This window comes from Kitasatospora sp. NPDC058184, from assembly GCF_042883725.1.
Classification (GTDB): Bacteria; Actinomycetota; Actinomycetes; order Streptomycetales; family Streptomycetaceae; genus Kitasatospora.
On record NZ_JBHVVE010000037.1, the window covers coordinates 1 to 21354 of the forward strand.

The window sequence follows — 21354 nt, forward strand, 5'->3', positions numbered from 1 at the left end:
CTGGAGACCGGCAAGCTCGCCGACCTGGTCGTGGTCGACTCGGAGGGCTACGACCTGGTCGCGGTGATGCGCCGCGGCCGGTGGATCGTCGGCGGCGAGAGGTTCTCCACCGTCGAGCCCGCCTGAGCGACGCCGACGGCCGCCCTCCCCCACGCGGGGACGGGCGGCCGTGGTGTGTCCGGAGGAGGGGCGGGCTCAGCCGCCCGGCTCGATGGTGATCTGGTCGACCAGGACCGCGCCGGAGGGCACCGTGAGGGTCACCGTGTTCGGCCCGGCCTGGAACTGCGGCAGTATCCAGGTGCTGTACCAGGCGGAGGTCTGGTCCTTGGGCTGCGGCCCGTAGATCCTGTACGTCACCCCGCTCGGCCAGTCCTTGCCGTTCACCGCGGCCGAGCCCTTGAACTCCGCGCCCGAGTAGTTGTAGTGCACCGTCAGCTTGTACGACCCGGCGGTGGCGATCTCGCCGGTCCAGGTCACCGAGCCGCCCGGCTGGAGCGTCAGGTAGCTGCCGTCGGCCGACTTGGCGCCCTTGACGGTGTTGCCGGAGGGCGCGTTCTGCCCCTGGAGCTGGCCCGCGTCCACGGTCGTCGGTCCGGAGACCGGGGTGGCGCTCGCCGAGGGGGAGCCGCTGGCGGTCGTGGCGGTCGGCCCCGGGGTGGTGGGGGCCGGCGGGGCGGTGGTGGCGGTGCCGCCCTTGCCGGTCTTGTTGTCGTCCGGGTCCCCGGTGGAGAGGGCTATGCCCGCCCCGATCGCTATCGCCGCGACCACGGCCACCGCGCCGATCACCGCGCCCTTGCTCCGGCCGCTGCTGCGCGGCTCCTCCCCCGGCTGCGGCCGGGAGTGCTCGGCGTAGCGGGTCTGCTGGGTGGGCGCCGCACCGTACTCGGGCTGCTGCGGCGGGCCGGGCTGACCGTACGGGGCCTGCGGCTGGCCGCCCGGGTACTGCGGCGGCATGCCCTGCTGGCCGTACGGCTGCTGCTGTTGCTGCTGTGCCCGCGGCGGGTAGCCGTACTGGGCGCGCCCGACCTCCATCGGGCGGCTGTACGGCGTGCGCGGGACCCCCTGCTGCGGCTCGGCCGGCTGCCCGGTGGAACCGTCGGCCGGGCGGTAGAGGTAGCCGAACGGGTCGTCGTCCTGCGGGGCACCGCCCCCCTGGCCCTCGGGCACTCCGTTGCTGCCGGCGGTCGTCACGGTGGTCTGCTCCCCCATCCGGTGCGCCGCCTGCTGCGGGCGGCGCAGATCATGGACGCTGTCGTACCGGGAACCCTACCTGCCGTATGTGACGGCGGGAAAAGAACCCTTGACAACTCACGGGTAACCGGGACCGACCAGGGCCGGCCCGGGCCCGCGGGGGCCGCCGCCGGCTCAGCCCGCGCGCCGGTGCGAGCGCTCGCCGCGCGCCCCGCGCACCGCCCCGCCCCGGGCCCGCTTCTCGTCGTACATCCGCTCGTCCGCGGTCTGCAGCACCTCCTCGATGCTCATCCCGCAGCCGGCCCACCCGACGCCGAGGCTCACCCCCACCCGCATCGCCCGTCCGTCGATCCGCATCGGCGGGATGATCGCGCCCCGCAGCCGGTGGGCGAGGTCCTTGGCCTCCTCGCGGCCGATCCCGTCCGCCAGCACCACGAACTCGTCGCCGCCGAGCCGGGCCACCGTGTCGCCGTCCCGGACGGCCTGGCTCAGCCGCCGGGCGACCTCGACCAGCACCGCGTCGCCCGCGTTGTGGCCGAACCGGTCGTTGATCGACTTGAAGCCGTCCAGGTCGCAGAAGAGCACCGCGAGCCCCTTGTCCACCGCCGCCGCCGCGCCGGAGCGGAACGGCGCCGACCAGGCCTCGCCGCCCGGCCCGTACTCGGCCGGGACCACCGCGTGCACGTGCTCCCCGAAGCCCGGGCCGAGCCCGCCCGGCAGCCCCTCGGGCAGGCCGTAGCCGTGCGCCGGCCCGGCGTACCGGTCCGCGCCCTCCAGCCCGTCGTGCGCCGCGTGCGCGCTGTAGGAGTCGGCCGGGTAGCCGTACGGCTGCGGGTAGGCCACCTCGACCTGCCCCCCGGTGGCGCCGACCGGCTGCGGCTGGGCGCAGAGCCGGCGGGCCAGCCGGGCCTTGAGCTCGGCGCCGTTCGGCAGCCCGGTCAGGGCGTCGTGGCTGGCCCGGTGGGCGAGCTGGAACTCGTGCCGCTTGCGGTCCTCGATGTCCTCGACGTGGGTGAGCAGGAAGCTCGGCCCCTCGGCCGCGTCCGCGACGATCGAGTTGCGCAGGCAGACCCACTGGTAGCCGCCGTCCCGCCGGGACAGCCGCAGCTCCGCGCGGCCGCTCTCGGCGCTGGTGCGCTCCAGCAGCGCCCGGTCCTCGGGGTGCACGAGGTCGGCGAAGCTCTGCTGGCGCAGCACCGCCCGGGGCCGGCCGAGCAGTCGGCAGAGCGCGTCGTTGACCCTGGTCAGCTGGCCGCGCCCGACGCCGTGCAGCTCGGTGATCGCCATCCCGCTGGGCGCGTACTCGAAGGCCTGGCGGAAGCTCTCCTCGCTGGCCCGCAGCGCCTGCTGCTCCTTCTCCAGACGGGCCAGCGCGCGCTGCATCTCGGCCCGCAGCCGGGCGTTGCCGATCGCGATGGAGGCCTGCAGGGAGAACATCTCCAGCGCCTCGCGGGTCCAGGCGCCGGGCCGCTTGCCGCTGCGCGGGCGGTCCACCGAGAGGACGCCGAGGAGGTCGCCGCCGGCGCTGTACATCGGGGCGAGCAGCCCGTCGGCGGGGTGCCAGTCGTTGGCGTACACCGGCAGCGGGCCGTCCCCGATCCAGCGCGGGATGTCGCTGGCGACGGCCCAGCCGCGGTCGTACGGCAGGAAGCGCAGGGTGCCCCAGTGGTCGCTGACGCCGAGCAGCCGGTCCCAGGACTCCCGGGAGCCGACCTGGCCGAGCAGGACGGAGGGGCCGCCCATCGGGCTCTCCTCCAGCTCCCAGACGGCCGCCACCACGAGGTCGCCGTCGGGCCGGACCAGGCTGACCGCGGCGGCGTCGAAGCCGAGCCCGTGCACCGCGCCCTCGACCACGGCCTGGAGCGTGCCAGCGAGGCTGCGGGCAGCGTTGAGGTCCGCCACGACCCGGTGCAAGGTGCGGAGGGTCGCGAGACGGACGTACGGCTCCGACTCGGCTTCCATGCGGGGGCTCCCCGGCTGCTTCGGATAGTTCTTGATTGGTTATCGTCCGATTGCCAGAAGAACTGAATCACAGGGAGCACAGCGCTCGGCACGCTCGGTCAGCAATAGGCCATCACTTGTGACTTAAATCACACGAGACTAATGCGCCCTTAATCAGTTCATCTGTCCCGTAGTGGGACATACAGCGCCATCGGAACTTTTCTGGTGGTCGACCGCATTGGCCGCCGACTGAAGCCGACTGCACCCGCCAGTCCGGTCGCTTCACTCCTGAGGGTGAGTTCGGCCACCGGGCGTAACCCTTCGGCCGGACCGCCGGTCCTACGACCAAGGCCCGATGCCGATCCTCCCGGGTGACGACTACCGTGCGGTACGTGTACCCGTCGCCGCAGCCCGAAGCTGCCCCCCACGCCACGCCCGACGAGTTCCGGGCTGCCCTCTCCCAGCTCGCCGCCGGCGTGAGCCTGGTGACCGTCCACGACCCGGAGGACGGCGAGGACGTCGGCATGACCGCCACGTCCTTCCTCTCGGTGTCGCTGGAGCCGCCGCTGGTGCTGATCTCGGTCCGCGAGGACTCCCGGATGGACGAGGTGCTCTCCCGGGTGGACACCTGGGCGGTCTCGGTGCTGACCGAGGGACAGAAGACGCTCGGCTCCCGGTTCGCCATGAAGGGCCGGCTCAGCGACCGGCTGCTGTTCGCGGACACCCCGCACCACCGCGGCCCGCGCACCGGCGCCCCGCTGGTCGACGGCGCGCTGGCCACCGTCGAGTGCCGCACCGAGCAGCGGATACCCGCCGGCGACCACACCCTGCTGCTCGGCCGCGTCCTGGAGGCCACGGTGCCCGACCCCGGCGGCCGCCCGCTGCTCTACTTCCGCGGCGGTTACCGCACCCTCGGCTGAGGGCCCGGCCGGCTACTCGCCGCCCCGCGGCGCCCGGCGGCCCTGCTTCAGCTCGGAGCGGTGCTTCTTGTTCTCCAGCCGCCGCTGGACCATCCCCCGGCTCGGCCTGGTCGCCCGCCGGGCCTTCGGCGGCGGCGCGCACGCCTCGGTCAGCAGCGCCGACAGCCGGGCCGCGGCCGCCTCCCGGTTGCGCCACTGCGAGCGGAACTCCGAGGCCTGGACCACCAGCACCCGGCCGTCCACCAGCCGGCCGGCCAGCCGCTCCAGCGCGCGCTCGCGCCACACCTCGGGCAGCGCCCTGGTCGAGGCCAGGTCGAAGCGCAACTCGGCCTTGGAGTCGGAGGTGTTGACGTGCTGGCCGCCGGGGCCGGAGGAACGCGAGAAGCGCCAGACGAGCTCGGCGTCGGGGACGACCACCGACCCCCGTACGCGGATGGGCTCGGACATGCGCCCATCATCCCGCGCCCGGCCCGTCCGGTCACCCGGATATCGGTACGCCCCCCGCTTCCGCACCCGGTTACCCCCGGGCGCCCCGAGCCCCGACAATGGCGTACGTGATCGAGCTCGGCTACTCCCTCTCCAACCAGTTCCCCGACCCCCCGCAGACGGACTACCGCACCGCGTCCGTGCACGCCCTGCGGTACGACCTGTTCTGCGGCGACGTCTACCTGGACGGCGAGGGCTCGGAACTGTCCACCGCCTGGGGCTGGGTGCCCGTGCTCGACTTCGCGTGGGCGCTGTGCGACGTCGCCGAACTCCTGGACCGCGACCCGGACGGCGTCCGGGCCGCCCGGGTGCAGACCGCCGACCTCGACTTCACCCAGAACACCGAGCTGCTGCGCTTCGCCCGCCGCTTCAACTGGGTCGAGGTCACCGCCACCTGGCTGCCGGACGAGCCGCCGGTGGTGGTCCGCCACGGCGAGCTGCGGCGCGAGGCCCGGGACTTCCTCCAGGACACCCTGGCCGACCTCTTCGACATGCACCCCGACCTGGCCGACAACCCGAACATCTGGACGCTGCAGGGCCGGTTCCGGCGCATCTGACACGTCCTTTGCCCGGTCTTTGCCCTCCGTTGGGCGCCCACGAAGAATTCACGGCCCCTGCGGAACCAAGCCACCGCGGTATTGCGTTGTCCCGGGAAATAGCGAACGAAGCGAACGAAGGGACTGCAATCGTCATGCCAGTGAGCCTCTCCAAGGGTGGCAACGTCTCGCTGACCAAGGAGGCCCCCGGCCTGTCCGCGGTCACCGTCGGCCTGGGTTGGGACGTCCGCACCACGACCGGCGCCGAGTTCGACCTCGACGCCAGCGCGATCGTCCTGAACGCGGACGGCAAGGTGCTGTCCAACGGCCACTTCGTCTTCTTCAACAACACCAGCACGCCGGACAACACCGTCGTGCACACCGGTGACAACCGCACCGGCGAGGGCGCGGGCGACGACGAGTCGATCAACATCAACCTGGCCGGCCTGCCGGTCGAGGCCGCCAAGATCACCTTCCCGGTCACCATCTACGACGGCACCGCCCGCGGCCAGAACTTCGGCCAGGTCCGCAACGCCTACATCCGCGTGGTGAACGCGGCCGGCGGCGCCGAGATCGCCCGCTACGACCTCTCCGAGGACGCCGCCACCGAGACCGCGATGATCTTCGGCGAGCTCTACCGCAACAACGGGGAGTGGAAGTTCCGCGCCGTCGGCCAGGGCTACGCCTCCGGCCTGGCCGGCATCGCCCAGGACTTCGGCGTCCAGCTCTGACGCACCCGCGGACAACGCCGCGGCGCGGGAAGTCGGTCCGTCCGACTCCCCGCGCCGCAGTTTCTCCGTTTCCGGGGCCCGGCGGGCCTCAGCGCGAGGCGCGCAGCTCCGGCAGCTGGATCAGCTCGGTCTCGTCCTCCGGCGTCAGGTCCACCACGGTCGGCCCGCCCTGCTCCGGCCGCTCGGCCGACTCCGCCGCCCGGGCCTCGGCCACGGCCTTCTCGGCCACCGCCTCGTCGCCCACCACGTCCGCCAGGTCGGCGCGCTCCCCCAGTTCGGCGACGCTGCCCACCGCCGGTGCCGGGGCTGCCGGGCGCGCCGGGGCAGCCGCACCGCGGCCGAAGAAGCTGAAGCCCTGCCCGCGGGCCGGACCGGACTGCGCCGGACGCGGCCGCTGCCGCTCCGCCGGCGCGGGCGCCGCGGCCGGCCCGGCCGACGCGCCGCCGAGCTGACCGACCGTCGCGGTCAGCGCCGGACGCACCGGCTCGGGCCGCACCGGCGCCGGGGCCGCCGGAGCCTGCCCCGGGGTCGGCACCGAGGGCGCCACCGGGGCCGGCACGGCCACCGACGCGGCCGGGGCGACCGGCGACTCCTTCGCGGGCTTCCGCAGGGCCACCTCCGCGCCCGCCGTACGCGCCCGCCGGGCCTCCTGCTCCGCCGCGCGGCGCTCCAGCAGCCGCAGCACGGACGCCGCCCGCACGTAGGCGGCCGGGCTGGCCGGATGCTTCGGACGGCTCGCGGCGAGCGCCTGCTGGGCCGCCTCGGCCTCCTTGAGCGCCTGCTCGGCCACCGCCACGGCCCGCTCGCGCAGCAGCCGGGCGATCTCGGTCTCGGCCTTCGCCAGCCGCGACTTCTCCGCCGTCAGCCGCCGACCGAACCGGGTGGCCCGCTCCTCGGCGACCTCCGCCGCGTACTCGGCCTCGGCCAGCTGCTCCTCGAACCGCTCCTCGGCGCGCAGCCGCTGGGCCGCGGACGTCTCGGCGGCCGCCCGGGCCGCCTTGTCCCGCTGGCGCAGCAGCAGCGCGAAGCCGAGCGTCGCGATCACCGCCGCGACGCCCACCGAGCGCACCAGGACGGTGTCCTGACTGAAAAGCAGAGCGGCCAGTGCGGCGACCAGCAGCACGCCGGCGGCGGTGGGGGGAAAGACCCGGCCGAGGACGGAGGAATGACGGTGGCGTCCGCGAGACATGTCCAAGAAACTAGCGTGCGAATTGGGGGCCTGTCAGCCCAGGGTCCCCTTCCGCCCTTGACAGGGTGCGGTTTTTACCGCACGTGCCCGGATTCTCACGCAAGATCACGAAGAAAGCCCTGCTCAGCGGTGCCGACGAGGCCGACGGTGCCGGCGGGGCCGTCGAGGCCCCCGTGACGCCCGGGCGGCGCCCCGGCGCTGCCCCGGCCGCGTCTCAGCGGTGCGACGCCGCCGGACCACCCGGGTCGTCGTGGTTCTCCGGCAGCTTGCACACGTGCTGGATCCAGAGCGCCGCCGCGATCACCGCGGCCCCCGCCAGCACCGCGAGCCCGGCCGTCACGGCCTGGTCCTTGCGGGCCGACACGTCCAGCTCGCCCAGCAGGTAGATCCCGGCCCCCGCGTAGATCCCGGTGACCACCGAGGAGACCAGCGCGCTGGCCTGCCCCAGCACCACCGCCCGGGCCGCCAGCAGCGGGTCGACCCCCTTCGCCCCGGGCTGCCGCTCGCGCACCGCCTTCAGCCGGGCCCGCAGCGACAGCGCGGTCGCCAGCAGGACCACCGCGACCGCCGCCAGCACCACCGGCGCCGCGGCCGGCACCGCCGGCAGCGTGTCCACGGAGGCCCACAGCTTGGAGCCGGCCCAGGACAGCGCCGTCGTGGCGGCGGTGATGCCGATCAGGAGGCGGAGGCGAAGCAGCTTCACTCGGAGGAGGTCCTTCCCGGGTACCCGAACCGGCCGCCCGCCCGGTGGCGCGGCGACGCCAGGCCACCGTACCGGGCCCGGCCGGGCGGACACCCGCGTGAACGGCGGACACCTACTCGTACGGCCGGGCCCCCGGCCGAGTTCCCCGGGCAACGGCCCCGGTCACCGGCCTCCGGACCTACTCGGGCAGCGTCAGCCCGATGTCCTCGCGGCGCTTCACGCCCTGCGCGTCCGGACCGCCCAGCGCGGTCAGCAGCGCGTCCACCCGCCCGTGCCCGGGCACCTCGGCCTCCGGCTGGGCGTCCAGCCAGGGGGCGAGCACGAAGGCGCGCTCGTGCGAGCGCGGGTGCGGCAGCAGCAGCTGCGGGTCGTCGCTCAGCACGCCCTCGTAGGCCAGGATGTCGACGTCCAGGGTGCGCGGGCCCCAGTGGACGGTCCGCACCCGCCCGAAGGCGTCCTCGATGGCGTTGCCGCGCTCCAGCAGGTCCCGCGGGGGCAGCGAGGTGCGCAGCACCACGACCGCGTTGTAGTAGTTCGGCTGCTCGTCCGGCCCGCCGACGGCCTCGGTCTCGTACACCGCGGAGACGGCCTTGATCTTCAGCCCCGGGGTGTCGGCGAGCGCGTCGACGGCCCCCTGGAGGGTGTCCAGCCGGTTGCCCAGGTTGCTGCCGAGCGCGATCACCGCGCAGCGCTGGCTGTGCAGCGTGGTGTCGGCGGAGTCCACCCGGCTCTCCAGGTCGAACGCGTTCGGCGTGGCGGTCGGGTCACTGGTGCTCATGCGCCCGCCTCGCTTCGCTCAGCAGGGGCACTCACCCATGCGCACCTCTTGATCATCCGCTCGCTTCGCTCGCTCATCGGAAAACGTCCTCTACATCGGATACCGGGCGCGCGGTGGGGGTCATGCGCGGCCCCGGTGGATGGTCACGGTCACGTCGTCGAACGGCACGGTGATCGGGGCGTCCGGCTTGTGCACGGTGACCTCGACCTCCTCGACCGCTTCGTGCTTGAGGCACTGGTCGGCGATCCGCTGGGCCAGCGTCTCGATCAGGTCGACCGGCTCCCCGGCGATGATCGCGGTGACCTCCTCCGCCACCAGCCCGTAGTGCGCGGTGCGGGTGAGGTCGTCTCCGGCCGCGGCGGGGCGGGTGTCCAGGTGGAGCACGAGGTCGACCACGAAGGTCTGCCCCTCGACGCGCTCGCGCTCGAAGACGCCGTGGTGGCCCCGGGCTCGCAGCCCCCGCAGGGTGACGCGGTCCAGCAAACGAATCACTGCTCCCAGTCGGACGGGCCCCGCCCGGAGAAAGGCATGGACGGGCAGGGCGAAGGCGGGCGGCACGCCCGCCACTCCGTTTCGAATCTACCCGCGAGCACGGACAACGCCTGACCGTCCTACCCGGCACGAACCGACGCCACGCGCACCGATATGGCGATTGACGTGAACGTTCGGTGACCACTCGGAAATTCCCGGCGACTTCCCGGCACCGCATTTCCGCAAGTGCCGGAATCAGCTCTCCTCGTCGTCGTCCCCGCTGGTCAGAACGGGTGAACCGTGATGCGACCAGAGCTTCCACCCGGCCGGGGTACGACGGAACAGATTCGTCGACACGACCTTTCCGCCGACCAGCGGCCCGAGTTCCCCCTCCTCCTCCGACTCTCCGCCGGACAGGATGTTCTCGGTGCACGTGACAAGGGCCACATCACCGTGCACCTCGGCCTCGACATCGGTCAGGAAGAACTGGATGTACTCCGTGTTCATCATGATCAGCATGTACGAACGGGTCACCTGGGCCCGACCGCGGAGCACCGGCCAGCCCGGGTGCACGCACACCACGCCACCCTTGTCGTCGGCGTCCGCGGCGCCCAGCCAGGCGTCCTCGACCGCTTCCAGGTCCCCCCGTTCCAGCGCCTCGTAGAGCCCCTGGTTCGCCGCCAGAACGGCCTCCAGGTCCGCCTCGCGGGCCCGCCCGGCCGTACCGCCGCTCAACCTGCCGTCACCTGTCACAGACCCTCCCTCACCCCAACCGCGCCGCGTGCTGCCAGGCCGCGACCACCCGGACGGCATCCGCCGTGCCGGACACGTCGTGCACCCGCACCGCCCAGGCTCCCGCCCGTGCGGACAGCACCGACACCGCGGCCGTCGCGTCGTCGCGCTCCCGGGCCGGGCGCAGTTCCCCGGTTGCCGGGTCGGCGAGCAGCGTACCCAGGAACCGCTTGCGCGAAGCCGCCACGAGCACGGGACGGCCGAGCGCGGTGAGCGCGTCCAGCCGGCCGAGCAGCGCCCAGTTGTGCTCGGAGGTCTTGGCGAAGCCGAGCCCCGGGTCGAGGATCAGCTGGTCCTCCTTGACCCCGGCCGCCAGCAGCGCGTCCACCCGGTCGGTCAGCTCGGCGACCACGTCCCGCACGACGTCGTCGTAGACGGCCATCCGGTCCATGTCGGCGGACTGCCCGCGCCAGTGCATCACCACGAAGGGCGCGCCGGTCTCGGCGACCACCCGGGCCATCGCCGGGTCGGCGAGCCCCCCGGAGACGTCGTTGACGATCGCGGCGCCGGCCTCGACGGCCCGCTCGGCGACCGAGGCGCGCATGGTGTCCACCGAGACCACCACCCCGGCGTCGGCGAGCTCGCGCACCACCGGGATCACCCGGCGCAGCTCCTCCTCCTCGGGGACCCGCTGCGAGCCCGGCCGGGTGGACTCGCCGCCGACGTCCACCAGGTCGGCGCCGCGGGCCCGCAGCGCGAGGCCGTGCGCGATCGCCTTGGCGGGGTCGTGCCACATCCCGCCGTCCGAGAAGGAGTCGGGCGTGACGTTGACCACGCCCATCACGGCGCAGCGCTCCAGTCGCGGCAGACCGGCCGGCAGGGAGAAGGAGGGCGAATCGTTCATGCTTCCCATTATCGAACGGGGCCCCCGCCGAGGATTCTCGGCGGGGGCCCCGTTCCGTGCCGTCGCGGCCCCGAAGGCCCGCGACGGGCCTCAGGCGGCCTCGGTGACCTCACGGGTCGACGGGACCGGCATCAGCCCCTCGCGCTGGCGCCGGCGGCCGAGACGCGGCATCCCGAGCGTGATGAAGGCCTCCGCCTGCATCGCGGCGAAGCCGATCCGCGGCAGGTCCCGGGTGCTCGGGAAGACCAGGAAGCGCGGCTCCCACTCGGGCTGGAACTTGGCGTTGAACTTGTACAGCGACTCGATCTGGAACCAGCGCGACAGGAACACCAGCAGCCCCCGCCAGGCGCGCAGCACCGGGCCGGCGCCGATCCGCTCGCCGCGGGCCAGCGCCGAGCGGAACATCGCGAAGTTGAGCGACACCCGGCGCACGCCCATCGCGGGCACCGCCTGCAGCGCGGCGACGATCAGCAGCTCGTTCAGGCCCGGGTCGGCGGCGCGGTCGCGGCGCATCAGCTCCAGCGAGATGCCGTCCGGCCCCCAGGGCACGAAGTGCAGCACGGCCTTCAGGTCGTCGCCCTCCTCGCCCTCCTCCGGGGCCTTGTGGGCGGTGACCACCACGCAGTCGTCGTCCAGCGGGTCGCCGAAACGGCCGAGGGCCATCGAGAAGCCGCGCTCGGTGTCGGTGCCGCGCCAGCGGGCGGCGGCGTCGGCGATCCGGTACTTCTCGTCCACGGTGAGCTCGGAGACCCGGCGCACCTGGCAGGAGTAGCCGTTGCGCTCGATCCGCTTGACCATCTGGCGCACGTTGCGCATGGCCCGGCCGGAGAGCGAGAAGGACGCGGTGTCCACGATCGCCTCGTCGCCCAGCTCCAGCGCGTCCAGGCCCGCCTCGCGGGTCCAGACCTCGCCGCCGACCTCGCTGCACCCCATCACGGCCGGCACCCAGGCGTGCTCGCGGGCCTCGGCCATGAACACCTTGATCGCGCCCGGCCAGGCCTCGACGTCGCCGACCGGGTCGCCGGAGGCCAGCATCACGCCGGAGACCACCCGGTAGGAGATCGCGGCCTTGCCGGTGGGCGAGAACAGCACGCTCTTGTCGCGGCGCAGCGCGAAGTAGCCGAGCGAGTCGCGCTCGCCGTGCCGCTTGAGCAGCTCGCGGACCTTCTCCTCGTCCTCCGCCGTCAGCTCGGGCTTCGGCTTGCCCGGGCGCAGCGCCAGGTACGCGGTGGTGAAGGCGGTCAGCAGGCCGAGCCCGCCGAGCAGGTAGGCGACCAGGTCGGACATCCGGACGTTGTTGTACCGGATCGGGCCCTCGAAGCCGAACAGTCCGTACCCGACGTGCTGCAGGCGCTCGGTCAGGCCCGGGTGGCCGATCTCGTACTTGGTCCGGGTGCTCACGATCAGCAGGCCGAGCAGCACGCTGAGGACGCCCATGACGACCAGGTTGACCACCGCCCGCCAGCGGGTGCGCGGGTCTGCCTTGGCGTAGAACTCGCGCTGGTGGACCAGCATCACGGCGAGGACCACCAGCGAGACGACCGCCGGGCCGATCTGGTGCCAGCGCACGATGTGCAGCCCGGCGCTGACCGGCAGCAGCACGCAGACCGCCCGCCAGGCCCGCCGCTTGCGCCGGCGCAGCGCGTGCGCCAGCGGCACCAGCAGGATGCCGACCATCAGCGCGCCGACCGCCGCCAGGCTGGTGGTGCCGCCCGGCAGCTGCCCCGCGAAGGTGTGCACCTTCGTGTGCCGGAGCCTGGGGAACACCGCGCTGGCGATGTCCACGAGCCCGATCAGCAGACAGGCGTAGCCGACCGCTCCGGGGAGCCAGGCCCTCGGGACGGCGGACGCCTGGTTGCGCAGCGTCTGCAGGCCGCGGCGACGGCGCGGCGGCTGCTCGGGGCTCGGCTCAACGGACACGGGAACGCTCATGGAAGCTCAGCGTAGAGGCTGCGGTGCGGTGTCCGGTCACTCCGGGGGAGGACGCGTGATGGACCTTCATGCCTATTCCTTCATCAGGCAATGCGCATACCAAGGACCCGGAAACGGTCGGTAAACCGGGGCCGTGGTCGCGCTGCGGGTTGAGCCGGCGGTGGGAGCCGGGGGCCCGCCGCAGCGTGGCGCGACGGGACCCTCCGGGACGCGTTACGTACGGTGGACGCCGCATTCTAGGGCGCCGGTTGCCTCCGGCTCTCCCCGCCCTACCAGCCCGCCCGGGCATCCGGACAGCCTAGCCACGGTGGCCCGGCCTGACGGACCGCCAGACGATGAAGCCTGCACCGACAGTGTCCCACCGGAAGGCCGACGGCATGGAACTGACCAGCGACGCGCTGGTGAACTCGCTTCTCGCACTCGGCGCCGCGGCGGTCGTCACGACCCTGTGGCTCTGGCCGCGGCTGGCGCCGCAACGTCCGCTGCCGGTGCTCGGCCGGATCGGGTTACTGACGGTCGTTCAAGCCTCGGTCCTGGCCGTGCTCGCGCTGTCGGTGAACAACTCCTTCGGGTTCTACACCTCCTGGGACGACCTGCTCAGCCCCGGCGGCGCCAAGCTCGCGCTGGCCGGCAACGAGAACCACAGGGGCGGCACCCCGGTCCCCGACGCGCTGGTCCAGCCCACCACCGAGGGCGGCCTGGAGACCATCACCAACCTGCCGAAGGGCCCGCCCGAGGAGGTCGGCAGGATCGAGTCGGTCCGGGTGAGCGGCAAGGAGACGGGCTTCTCCGACCAGATGTTCGTCTACCTGCCGCCCGCGTACTTCGACCCGAAGCTCACCCTGGTCCGCTTCCCCGTCCTGCTGGCCATCGCCGGCTACCCGGGCACCACCCTGAACCTGCTGCACGAGCTGCCCCTCGCCCAGACCGCGATCGAGCTGCAGCGCTCCGGCAAGATGCCGCCGACCGTCCTGGTGATGGCCCGCCCGGCGGTCGTCCCGTCCCGGGACACCGAGTGCGTGGACGTCCCCGGCGGGCCGCGCACCGAGACCTGGTTCGTCAAGGACGTCCCCGAGGCCATCCTCAGCGCCTACCGGGTCGGCCGCACGGCCGGCTCCTGGGGCACCCTCGGCTACTCCACCGGCGGCAGCTGCGCGCTGCGCCTGGCGATGCGCTTCCCGAACGTCTACGGCAGCGCGGCGAGCCTGCACGGCGACTTCACCGTGCGCCAGGACAACTACACCGGCGGCGACCTCTTCAACGGCGACAAGGCGCTGGCCCAGCAGCACGACCTCGGCTGGCGGCTGCAGAACCTGCCGGTCCCGGCGCTCAACGTGCTGGCGGTCTCCACCCGCGCGGAGGGGGACTACCCGCAGACCGTCCAGTTCGTCGACCTCGCCACCAGGACCGCGGCGGCCAACCCCCAGTTCAAGATCGACTCGCTCTACCTGGACGACGGCGGGCACAACTTCGACAGCTGGACCAGGGAGCTGCCGGCCACCCTCGAATGGCTGGGCTCGCACCTCGGCTAGCGCACGTGGGTGACTACCCGCCGGTCGGCCCGCCCGGCCGGCGGCCCGGGGGAACGTATCGCGACCGCCCGTCGGCCCCCGCCGGGCCCCCCGGACCCGCGCAGGAGGCACTGTGCTGAGCACCCGCTCGCTCTTCGACGAGATCTACCGCAACGACCAGGCGTACCAGCTGTTCTGCAGCATCGCGGCCGGCGGCGAGGACCAGGGCGGCTGGGAGAACGAGCGGATCGCCGCCCTCACCCGGGACCCGGTCCTCGCCCCGAAGGTCGCCCGGCACGGTGCCGACGAGCGCAAGCACGGCCGGATCTTCGCCCAGCTGCTGAACCGGCGCGGCCTGCCCAAGGTGCCCGTGCCCGACGAGACCGACTACTGCATGCTGCTGGAGCGCCAGGGCATCGGCCTCTCGCACGAACGGCTGAACAGCGACGTCCCGCTGACCGACCGCGAGCTCATCACCTACCTCGCGCACAGCCGGGTCACCGAGCAGCGCGCCGCCGAGCAGATGCGGCAGCTGGTCAGGGCGTACGCGGACAACCCGGCCCTCGGCCGGGCGATGCGGGTGATCTCCGCCGACGAGGACGACCACCTCGCCTACTGCCACGAGGAGCTGCTGCGGCTGATCTCCGAGGGCCACGGCCCGTACGTCCGGCACGCCCTGGAGACCAGCGCCCGGGGCGAGGTCCGCACCTACCGGGACGTCGGCCTCGCCGTCACCGCCCGGATGGCCCGGATCCTGCGCTGGCCGCGCTGGCAGCTCGCCCTGATCACCCTCGGGGTGCGCGCGCTCCACCTGTACGACCGCGCCTACGGCTGGCGCCGGATGGTCACGCTGCGGATGCCCGAGCACCGCAACGCGCTGGGCACCCCGGCTCCGCCGCACGCGGAGCACGAGGTGCCCGGTTCCTGAACCGTCGGCCCGGCCGGCGCCCTACCGGCCGATGATGAGGCTCATCGCCTCGGCCCGGGTGGCCGGGTCGCGCAGCTGGCCGCGCACGCAGGAGGTGATGGTCTTGGCGCCGGGCTTGCGGATGCCGCGCATCGACATGCACATGTGCTCGCACTCGACCACGACGATCGCCCCGCGCGGCTCCAGGATCCGCATCAGCGCGTCGGCGACCTGGCTGGTCAGCCGCTCCTGCACCTGCGGCCGGCGGGCGTAGACGTCGACCAGCCGGGCGAGCTTGGACAGCCCGGTGATCTTGCCGCTGGTGGACGGGATGTACCCGACGTGGGCCACGCCGCGGAACGGCACCAGGTGGTGCTCGCAGACCGAGGTCAGCTCGATGTCCTTGACCAGCACCATCTCGTCGTGGCCGAGGTCGAACGTGGTGGTGAGGACGTCCTCGGGCTCCTGCCAGAGGCCCGCGAATATCTCCTTGTAGGCGCGCGCCACCCGGGCCGGGGTCTCCAGCAGGCCCTCGCGGTCCGGGTCCTCCCCGACGGCGAGGAGCAGCTCGCGGATGGCGTTCTCGGCCCGCTTCTGGTCGAAGGTACCGACGGCGGGCGGACCGTCGAAGGTCACCGGGTCGATCATGCGGGCCTCGCTTATGTATCGGAAGACTCTGGCTGAACAGCACGGATGCCGCGCCTCCAGGGTACAAACCCTGGTGACGCGGCATCCATTCCCTACGGAGCGGGGGTCAGCCCTCGGTCGGCGGCTCGGTGGCCGGCAGCGGCGGGAGCTTCACGACGTCCACCGGAGCGGCCTCGCCGGAGGCGGCGCCGTTGGTGAGCGCCAGCTCCTTCGGGGACTGCACCGGAGGCCGGGTGGACGGCGTGCGGCGGGCGGAGCCCGTCCAGGCCGGCCGGGTCGGGCGCTTGACGATCGGGGCGAAGACCTCGGCGATCTGCTCCTTGTTCAGGGTCTCCTTCTCCAGGAGCTCCAGGACCAGGTTGTCGAGCACGTCGCGGTTCTCGACCAGGATCTCCCAGGCCTCGTTGTGCGCCGTGTCGATGAGCTTCTTGACCTCTTCGTCGACCAGCCCGGCGACCTCTTCCGAGTAGTCGCGCTGGTGGCCCATCTCGCGGCCCAGGAACGGCTCCGAGTTGTCCGAGCCGAACTTGATCGCGCCGAGGCGCTCGGTCATGCCGTACTGGGTGACCATGGCCCGGGCCGTCGCGGTGGCCTTCTCGATGTCGTTCGAGGCACCGGTGGTCGGGTCGTGGAAGACCAGCTCCTCCGCCGCGCGCCCGCCCATCATGTAGGCGAGCTGGTCGAGCATCTCGTTGCGGGTGGTGGAGTACTTGTCCTCGTCCGGCAGCACCATGGTGTAGCCGAGGGCCCGGCCGCGGGACAGGATGGTGATCTTGTGCACCGGGTCGCTGTACTGGCAGGCCGCCGCGACCAGGGCGTGGCCGCCCTCGTGGTACGCGGTGATCTTCTTCTCCCGGTCGGACATGATCCGCGTGCGCTTCTGCGGACCGGCCACGACGCGGTCGATCGCCTCGTCCAGGATGCCGTTGTCGATCAGCTTCTTGTCCGAGCGGGCGGTCAGCAGCGCCGCCTCGTTGAGGACGTTCGACAGGTCGGCACCGGTGAAGCCGGGGGTGCGCTTGGCGACGGCCGACAGGTCGACGTCGGGCGCGATCGGCTTGCCCTTCTGGTGCACCTTGAGGATGTCCAGCCGGCCCTGGAGGTCGGGGCGCTCGACCGCGATCTGGCGGTCGAAGCGGCCCGGGCGCAGCAGCGCCGGGTCCAGGATGTCGGGGCGGTTGGTCGCGGCGATCAGGATCACGCCGCCCTTGACGTCGAAGCCGTCCATCTCGACCAGCAGCTGGTTGAGGGTCTGCTCGCGCTCGTCGTGGCCGCCGCCGAGGCCCGCGCCGCGGTGCCGGCCGACGGCGTCGATCTCGTCGACGAAGACGATCGCCGGGGCGTTCGCCTTGGCCTGCTCGAAGAGGTCGCGGACGCGGCTGGCGCCGACACCGACGAACATCTCGACGAAGTCCGAGCCGGAGATGGAGTAGAAGGGCACCCCGGCCTCGCCCGCGACGGCGCGGGCCAGCAGGGTCTTGCCGGTGCCGGGCGGGCCGTAGAGCAGCACGCCCTTGGGGATCTTGGCGCCGACGGCCTGGAACTTGGCCGGCTCCTGGAGGAACTCCTTGATCTCGTGGAGCTCCTCGACCGCCTCGTCCGCGCCGGCGACGTCGGCGAAGGTGGTCTTCGGGGTGTCCTTGGTGAGCAGCTTGGCCTTGGACTTGCCGAACTGCATGACCCTGGAGCCGCCGCCCTGCATCTGGTTCATCAGGAACAGGAAGACCAGGACGATGATCACGATCGGGAGCATCGACAGCAGCAGGCTGACGAAGGTGCTCTGCTTCTCCGGGCTGATCGTGTAGCCCTCGGCGAGCGTGCTCGCGTCCTTGTCGTTGACCTGGGCCTGGAGCTTGTCGGCGATGGCGACACCCTGGTCGCCGATGTAAGAGGCCTGGAACTTGGTACCGGACGGGGTCTTGCCCGTTCCGGCACTGGGCAGCGTGGCGCCGTCCTTGAGCTGGATCTTGATCGTGTTCGAGTCACCGGTGGTGATCTGCGCCGACTTGACGTTGTGCGCGTCGATCGCCGCGACGACCTGACCGGTGTCCACCGTCTTGTAGCCGTTGGAGTCCGAAACGACCTGCATCAGCACGATGACGGCGAGGACGGCCAGCACGATCCACATGATCGGCGCACGGAAGTATCGCTTGACGTCCATCCATGCGGGGCGTTGCCGCCCCGTCCCTCCTGCCACTCAACGGCGCCGGGGGGCTGTTGGGCCGCGGCGCAATCCGATTGGTGCTCATGTGAAGAGCGGTTTATTGGACCGTACCGCAGTCGGACCCACCCATGGCGGGAGCACGGCGAGACGGCTGTGGTTCTTTGTCCCCGGGGGTCCAACGGGCGGGAACGGCCTACTGTTCCCGCCCGTAACCCGAACGGGGCCGTCAGCCGCCGTAGACGTGCGGGGCGAGGGTCCCGATGAAGGGGAGGTTGCGCAGCTTCTCCGCGTAGTCCAGGCCGTAGCCGACCACGAACTCGTTGGGGATGTCGAAGCCGACGTACTTGACGTCGATCTCGACCTTGGCGGCGTCCGGCTTGCGGAGCAGCGCGCAGACCTCCAGCGAGGCCGGACCGCGCGAGCCCAGGTTGCCGAGCAGCCAGGACAGCGTCAGACCGGAGTCGATGATGTCCTCGACGATCAGGACGTCACGGCCGGCGATGTCGGTGTCCAGGTCCTTCAGGATCCGCACCACACCGGAGGACTTGGTGCCCATCCCGTACGAGGAGACGGCCATCCAGTCCATGGTGACCTGCGAGTGCAGGGTCCGGGCCAGGTCGGCCATGACCATCACAGCCCCCTTGAGGACGCCGACGATCAGCAGGTCCTTGCCTGCGTAGTCCCGGTCGATTCGCTCGGCCAGCTCCAGGAGCTTGGCGTCGATCTCGTCCTTGCTGATGAGCACCTTCGCGAGGTCAGCGCCCATGTCGTTCTGGTCCACCGGGGATACGTCCTCAAACGTTCGGGGTCTGTGTGGCCGGCGGTCGGCTCCCCCTGGGCATGCCTCGCCCGTCAGTCGCCCTGCCGCCGAAAGACCAGCGTGCCACACCTGCGGGTGGCCTCGACGCCCCCGGGTAGGTGCAGCGGGCCCTGTCCGCGCCATCCGGTGACCAGCAGGTCGATCGTCTCCAGGTGCCGGGCGAACAGGTCCCCGGCCGGACAGCCCGCCCGCAGCGCGGCCCGGCGCAGCACCCGGCGGCGCACCGCGGGCGGCAGTTCGGCCAGCTTCACGGCGTCCAGCGCGCCGTCGCCCGTACGGAGGTCGCGTTCGGCCAGTGCGGCCCACTGGTCGAGGGCGTCGGCGTCGTCGCGGAACAGCCGGGCGGTGCGGGCCAGCGCCTCGACCACCCCGCCGCCCAGGTGCTTCTCCAGGACCGGCAGCACCTCGTGGCGGACCCGGGAGCGGGTGTAGGCGGGATCACAGTTGTGCGGGTCGTCCCAGACCGGGATCGACTGGGCGGCGCAGGCCTGCCGGGTGGCCGCCCGGTCCAGCTCCAGCAGCGGGCGGCGGTAGCGGCCCTTCTGGGCGGGCATCCCGGCCAGCGAGCGGGAGCCGGAGCCGCGGGCCAGGCCCAGCAGCACGGTCTCGGCCTGGTCGTCCCGGGTGTGGCCGAGCAGCACCGCGATCGCGCCGTGGCGGTCGGCGGCCGCGTCCAGGGCGGCGTAGCGGGCGTCCCGGGCGGCGGCCTCCGGGCCCCCGGCGCGGCCGACCCGGACCGGGACCGCCTCCACCGGGTCGAGGCCGAGGCTGCGCAGCCGGTCGGCCACCTGGGCGGCGCGCTCGGCGGATCCCGCCTGGAGGCCGTGGTCGACGGTGACGGCGCCGACCCGCAGGCCGATCTTGGGGGCTTCGAAGGCGGCGGCGATGGCCAGCGCCATCGAGTCGGCGCCGCCGCTGACCGCGACCAGGACCAGCGGCGAGCCGGGCGCGGCCGGGGTGCGGGGCAGCCCGGAGGGGTGGCGCGCGGCGTTGCCGATCAGGGTGGTGCCGACCGCGGCACCCACCAGCGGCGCCCCGGCCGGGCGCTCCCGCGGTCGGCGCACGGGCGCGGTGAAGGTGGAACCGGCCTCGGCGGCGAGGTCGGTGAGCGTACGGCGAACGGCCAGGCGTATCGCGGCGACGGCGGGGTGAGGACCCACGGCGGACGACTCCTCGACGGAGGGGGGACAGGACGTGCGGCGGACGCGGCGGGGACCGCGCACCCGCATGAGCACCCGGTTACCGGGCGCTCACAGATGGTGGCAGATAGTGGCCACCCACTACGCCACCCGCGCCCCCGGCAGGTCGACCGTCCCACGTTCGGGTGAATGAAGAAACGCTTCTTCACTCGTCGTCGGCCTGATTGGACCACTCGTACGAGCGGGTTTGACCGGCGCGCGCCGCTTGCCGTCCGGCGTACGGCGCGCCCGCGTCACGACCGCGCTCAGCGCGCCACCCGGGCCACCCAGGCGGCCGGGTCGTGGATCTCGTCCTTGGTGGGCAGGGTGTTCGGGGAGGTCCACACCCGGTTGAACCCCTCCATGCCGACCTGCTCCACCACCCCGCGCACGAACACCGCGCCGTCCTGGTACTGGCGCAGCTTCGCGTCCATGCCGAGCAGCCGGCGCAGCAGCAGGTCGAGCCGGTTGGCGCCGCGGTCCCGGCGCTGCTGGAACTTCTCCCGGATCTCGGCGACCGTCGGCACCACGGCCGGCCCGACGCCGTCCATCACCACGTCCGCGTGGCCCTCCAGCAGCGACATCACGGCCGTCAGCCGGCCGAGGATCTCGCGCTGCGCGGGCGACTGGACGATCTCCAGCAGGTTCCCGGAGGAGGCGCCCTCCCGGCTGCCGCCACCCGGCAGGCCGCCGAGCGAACCCGCCGCGTCCCGCAGCCGCTCCAGCAGGGCGCCCGGGTCGACGTCCGTCTCGGCGAGGAAGGACTGCACCTCGGACTGGATGTGGTCGCGCAGCCACGGCACCGCGGTGAACTGCGTCCGGTGCGTCTCCTCGTGCAGGCAGACCCAGAGCCGGAAGTCGGACGGGTCGACGTCCAGCTCCCGCTCGACGTGCACGATGTTCGGCGCCACCAGCAGCAGCCGGCCCGGCCCGGGGCCCTCCGGCCCCAGCCGCGGCTTGTCGAACAGCGCCGCCGGGCTGTCCGGCGCCTCCAGCGGGGGCTCGGCCGGGGCGAAGGTCTCGTACTGGCCCAGCACCTTGGTGGACAGGAACGCCAGCAGCGCCCCGACCTCGATCCCGGTCGCCTTCTCGCCCACCGCGCCGAACACCCCGGCCGCCGTGCTGTTCGCCCGACGCGCCTGGAGCTTCTCCACCAGCGGCTGGACGACCGTACGGAAGCCCGCCACGTTGGCCCGGATCCACCCCGGACGGTCCACCACCAGCACCGGCGTCGCCGCGGCCTGGGACAGGCTGGACGAACGCATGCCGGTGAACGCCCGCACGTGCTCCTCCGCCTCCAGGGCGTGCCGGCGCAGCTCGGCGACCACCGCCGCCGCTTCCTCCCGGCTCACTTCCGGACCCGGCCGCACCAACCTGGTCGCGGTTGCGACCGCGAGGTTCCAGTCGACCATGTCAGCACCGCCACTCGCGCTCGTCATGCCCTCACCGTACGTGCTCCCCACCACCAACGGCAGCCACCCGCCGCGAACACCTCTCCCCAACGGGCCCCGGCCCCACCGGTCTCCGGCCGCGACCGGGAGCCGGCCGGGCCCCGGGGCGTGCCCGGCGGTGGGCGGCGGACCGGTGCGCGGCGGCGGGGTGCGCGCGCCTC

The 21354-nt window shown here is 72.9% G+C and carries 20 protein-coding genes; 5 read left to right on the plus strand and 15 right to left on the minus strand.

The window, feature by feature from the left end; translation table 11 throughout:
* Positions 1–195 precede the first annotated feature (195 nt).
* Both ACFVXH_RS39145 and ACFVXH_RS39150 read right to left on the minus strand, forming a co-directional pair.
* A complete protein-coding gene (locus tag ACFVXH_RS39145; protein ID WP_117489047.1) occupies positions 196–1209 on the minus strand; it encodes a hypothetical protein in 1014 nt (337 codons plus the stop codon).
* Between the two features lie 156 nt (positions 1210–1365).
* Positions 1366–3153 carry a diguanylate cyclase domain-containing protein gene (locus ACFVXH_RS39150; RefSeq protein ID WP_387830946.1) on the minus strand — a complete coding sequence of 596 codons (1788 nt, stop codon included), beginning with the start codon at positions 3151–3153 and terminating at the stop codon, positions 1366–1368.
* 350 nt (positions 3154–3503) lie between these two features.
* Here ACFVXH_RS39150 and ACFVXH_RS39155 point away from each other — a divergent pair, with 350 nt between their 5' ends.
* A complete protein-coding gene (locus ACFVXH_RS39155; protein WP_049655173.1) occupies positions 3504–4052 on the plus strand; it encodes a flavin reductase family protein in 549 nt (182 codons plus the stop codon).
* Between the two features lie 12 nt (positions 4053–4064).
* On the opposite strand, the gene arfB is transcribed toward ACFVXH_RS39155, so the two are convergent.
* Positions 4065–4499: an alternative ribosome rescue aminoacyl-tRNA hydrolase ArfB gene (gene arfB, locus ACFVXH_RS39160; protein ID WP_117489044.1), complete on the minus strand. Its 435-nt coding sequence runs from the start codon at positions 4497–4499 to the stop codon at positions 4065–4067.
* Between the two features lie 98 nt (positions 4500–4597).
* On the opposite strand from arfB, the gene ACFVXH_RS39165 reads away from it, so the two are divergent.
* Both ACFVXH_RS39165 and ACFVXH_RS39170 read left to right on the plus strand, forming a co-directional pair.
* Entirely contained in the window at positions 4598–5095 is a 498-nt protein-coding gene (locus tag ACFVXH_RS39165; protein ID WP_387830949.1) for a hypothetical protein, read from the plus strand.
* Positions 5096–5229: 134 nt separating this feature from the next.
* Positions 5230–5805 (plus strand): TerD family protein, encoded by a 576-nt coding sequence (locus ACFVXH_RS39170; RefSeq protein WP_049655167.1) that lies wholly within the window; start codon positions 5230–5232, stop codon positions 5803–5805.
* Positions 5806–5893: 88 nt separating this feature from the next.
* Here ACFVXH_RS39170 and ACFVXH_RS39175 read toward each other — a convergent pair whose 3' ends face one another.
* The 7 genes from ACFVXH_RS39175 to ACFVXH_RS39205 all read right to left on the minus strand — a co-directional run bounded on the left by ACFVXH_RS39175 (position 5894) and on the right by ACFVXH_RS39205 (position 12514).
* The gene (locus ACFVXH_RS39175) at positions 5894–6994 is read right to left on the minus strand and encodes a hypothetical protein (protein ID WP_387830951.1); all 1101 of its coding nucleotides are present in this window, start codon (positions 6992–6994) and stop codon (positions 5894–5896) included.
* Positions 6995–7208: 214 nt separating this feature from the next.
* A complete protein-coding gene (locus tag ACFVXH_RS39180; RefSeq protein ID WP_049654061.1) occupies positions 7209–7697 on the minus strand; it encodes a DUF3180 domain-containing protein in 489 nt (162 codons plus the stop codon).
* A gap of 178 nt (positions 7698–7875) precedes the next feature.
* Positions 7876–8475 (minus strand): 2-amino-4-hydroxy-6-hydroxymethyldihydropteridine diphosphokinase, encoded by a 600-nt coding sequence (folK, locus tag ACFVXH_RS39185; protein ID WP_117489038.1) that lies wholly within the window; start codon positions 8473–8475, stop codon positions 7876–7878.
* A 120-nt stretch (positions 8476–8595) separates the two neighbouring features.
* Positions 8596–8955 carry a dihydroneopterin aldolase gene (gene folB, locus ACFVXH_RS39190; protein ID WP_049654068.1) on the minus strand — a complete coding sequence of 120 codons (360 nt, stop codon included), beginning with the start codon at positions 8953–8955 and terminating at the stop codon, positions 8596–8598.
* A gap of 246 nt (positions 8956–9201) precedes the next feature.
* Complete coding sequence (locus ACFVXH_RS39195; RefSeq protein ID WP_049654066.1) at positions 9202–9681, minus strand: nuclear transport factor 2 family protein; 480 nt, start codon at positions 9679–9681, stop codon at positions 9202–9204.
* A gap of 28 nt (positions 9682–9709) precedes the next feature.
* Positions 9710–10582, minus strand: coding sequence for a dihydropteroate synthase (folP, locus tag ACFVXH_RS39200; protein WP_049654059.1), 873 nt, complete (start codon positions 10580–10582; stop codon positions 9710–9712).
* Between the two features lie 90 nt (positions 10583–10672).
* A complete protein-coding gene (locus tag ACFVXH_RS39205) occupies positions 10673–12514 on the minus strand; it encodes a phosphatidylglycerol lysyltransferase domain-containing protein (RefSeq protein ID WP_387830954.1) in 1842 nt (613 codons plus the stop codon).
* 377 nt (positions 12515–12891) lie between these two features.
* On the opposite strand from ACFVXH_RS39205, the gene ACFVXH_RS39210 reads away from it, so the two are divergent.
* Positions 12892–14046 carry an esterase family protein gene (locus ACFVXH_RS39210; protein ID WP_063780220.1) on the plus strand — a complete coding sequence of 385 codons (1155 nt, stop codon included), beginning with the start codon at positions 12892–12894 and terminating at the stop codon, positions 14044–14046.
* Between the two features lie 112 nt (positions 14047–14158).
* Positions 14159–14953 (plus strand): ferritin-like domain-containing protein, encoded by a 795-nt coding sequence (locus ACFVXH_RS39215; RefSeq protein WP_049654056.1) that lies wholly within the window; start codon positions 14159–14161, stop codon positions 14951–14953.
* 21 nt (positions 14954–14974) lie between these two features.
* Here ACFVXH_RS39215 and folE read toward each other — a convergent pair whose 3' ends face one another.
* The 5 genes from folE to ACFVXH_RS39240 all read right to left on the minus strand — a co-directional run bounded on the left by folE (position 14975) and on the right by ACFVXH_RS39240 (position 21181).
* Positions 14975–15580: a GTP cyclohydrolase I FolE gene (folE, locus tag ACFVXH_RS39220; protein WP_049654054.1), complete on the minus strand. Its 606-nt coding sequence runs from the start codon at positions 15578–15580 to the stop codon at positions 14975–14977.
* Positions 15581–15686: 106 nt separating this feature from the next.
* Positions 15687–17741, minus strand: a complete 2055-nt coding sequence (gene ftsH, locus ACFVXH_RS39225) for an ATP-dependent zinc metalloprotease FtsH (protein ID WP_074006436.1) — start codon at positions 17739–17741, stop codon at positions 15687–15689.
* Between the two features lie 229 nt (positions 17742–17970).
* The gene (gene hpt / locus ACFVXH_RS39230) at positions 17971–18525 is read right to left on the minus strand and encodes a hypoxanthine phosphoribosyltransferase (RefSeq protein ID WP_049654051.1); all 555 of its coding nucleotides are present in this window, start codon (positions 18523–18525) and stop codon (positions 17971–17973) included.
* A 71-nt stretch (positions 18526–18596) separates the two neighbouring features.
* Positions 18597–19724: a tRNA lysidine(34) synthetase TilS gene (gene tilS, locus ACFVXH_RS39235; protein ID WP_074006435.1), complete on the minus strand. Its 1128-nt coding sequence runs from the start codon at positions 19722–19724 to the stop codon at positions 18597–18599.
* Between the two features lie 284 nt (positions 19725–20008).
* A complete protein-coding gene (locus tag ACFVXH_RS39240; protein WP_049659916.1) occupies positions 20009–21181 on the minus strand; it encodes a zinc-dependent metalloprotease in 1173 nt (390 codons plus the stop codon).
* Positions 21182–21354: the final 173 nt, after the last annotated feature.

Bases quoted from the DNA above. Each gene is read 5' to 3' on its own strand.
- ACFVXH_RS39150 (WP_387830946.1), bottom strand. From the start codon at position 3,153: ATGGAAGCCGAGTCGGAGCCGTACGTCCGTCTCGCGACCCTCCGCACC.
- ACFVXH_RS39170 (WP_049655167.1), top strand. From the start codon at position 5,230: ATGCCAGTGAGCCTCTCCAAGGGTGGCAACGTCTCGCTGACCAAGGAG.
- arfB (WP_117489044.1), bottom strand. From the start codon at position 4,499: ATGTCCGAGCCCATCCGCGTACGGGGGTCGGTGGTCGTCCCCGACGCC.
- folK (WP_117489038.1), bottom strand. From the start codon at position 8,475: ATGAGCACCAGTGACCCGACCGCCACGCCGAACGCGTTCGACCTGGAG.
- ACFVXH_RS39210 (WP_063780220.1), top strand. From the start codon at position 12,892: ATGGAACTGACCAGCGACGCGCTGGTGAACTCGCTTCTCGCACTCGGC.
- ACFVXH_RS39240 (WP_049659916.1), bottom strand. From the start codon at position 21,181: ATGACGAGCGCGAGTGGCGGTGCTGACATGGTCGACTGGAACCTCGCG.
- ftsH (WP_074006436.1), bottom strand. From the start codon at position 17,741: ATGGACGTCAAGCGATACTTCCGTGCGCCGATCATGTGGATCGTGCTG.
- folE (WP_049654054.1), bottom strand. From the start codon at position 15,580: ATGATCGACCCGGTGACCTTCGACGGTCCGCCCGCCGTCGGTACCTTC.
- ACFVXH_RS39175 (WP_387830951.1), bottom strand. From the start codon at position 6,994: ATGTCTCGCGGACGCCACCGTCATTCCTCCGTCCTCGGCCGGGTCTTT.
- folP (WP_049654059.1), bottom strand. From the start codon at position 10,582: ATGAACGATTCGCCCTCCTTCTCCCTGCCGGCCGGTCTGCCGCGACTG.
- ACFVXH_RS39145 (WP_117489047.1), bottom strand. From the start codon at position 1,209: ATGGGGGAGCAGACCACCGTGACGACCGCCGGCAGCAACGGAGTGCCC.
- ACFVXH_RS39205 (WP_387830954.1), bottom strand. From the start codon at position 12,514: ATGAGCGTTCCCGTGTCCGTTGAGCCGAGCCCCGAGCAGCCGCCGCGC.
- ACFVXH_RS39165 (WP_387830949.1), top strand. From the start codon at position 4,598: ATGGCGTACGTGATCGAGCTCGGCTACTCCCTCTCCAACCAGTTCCCC.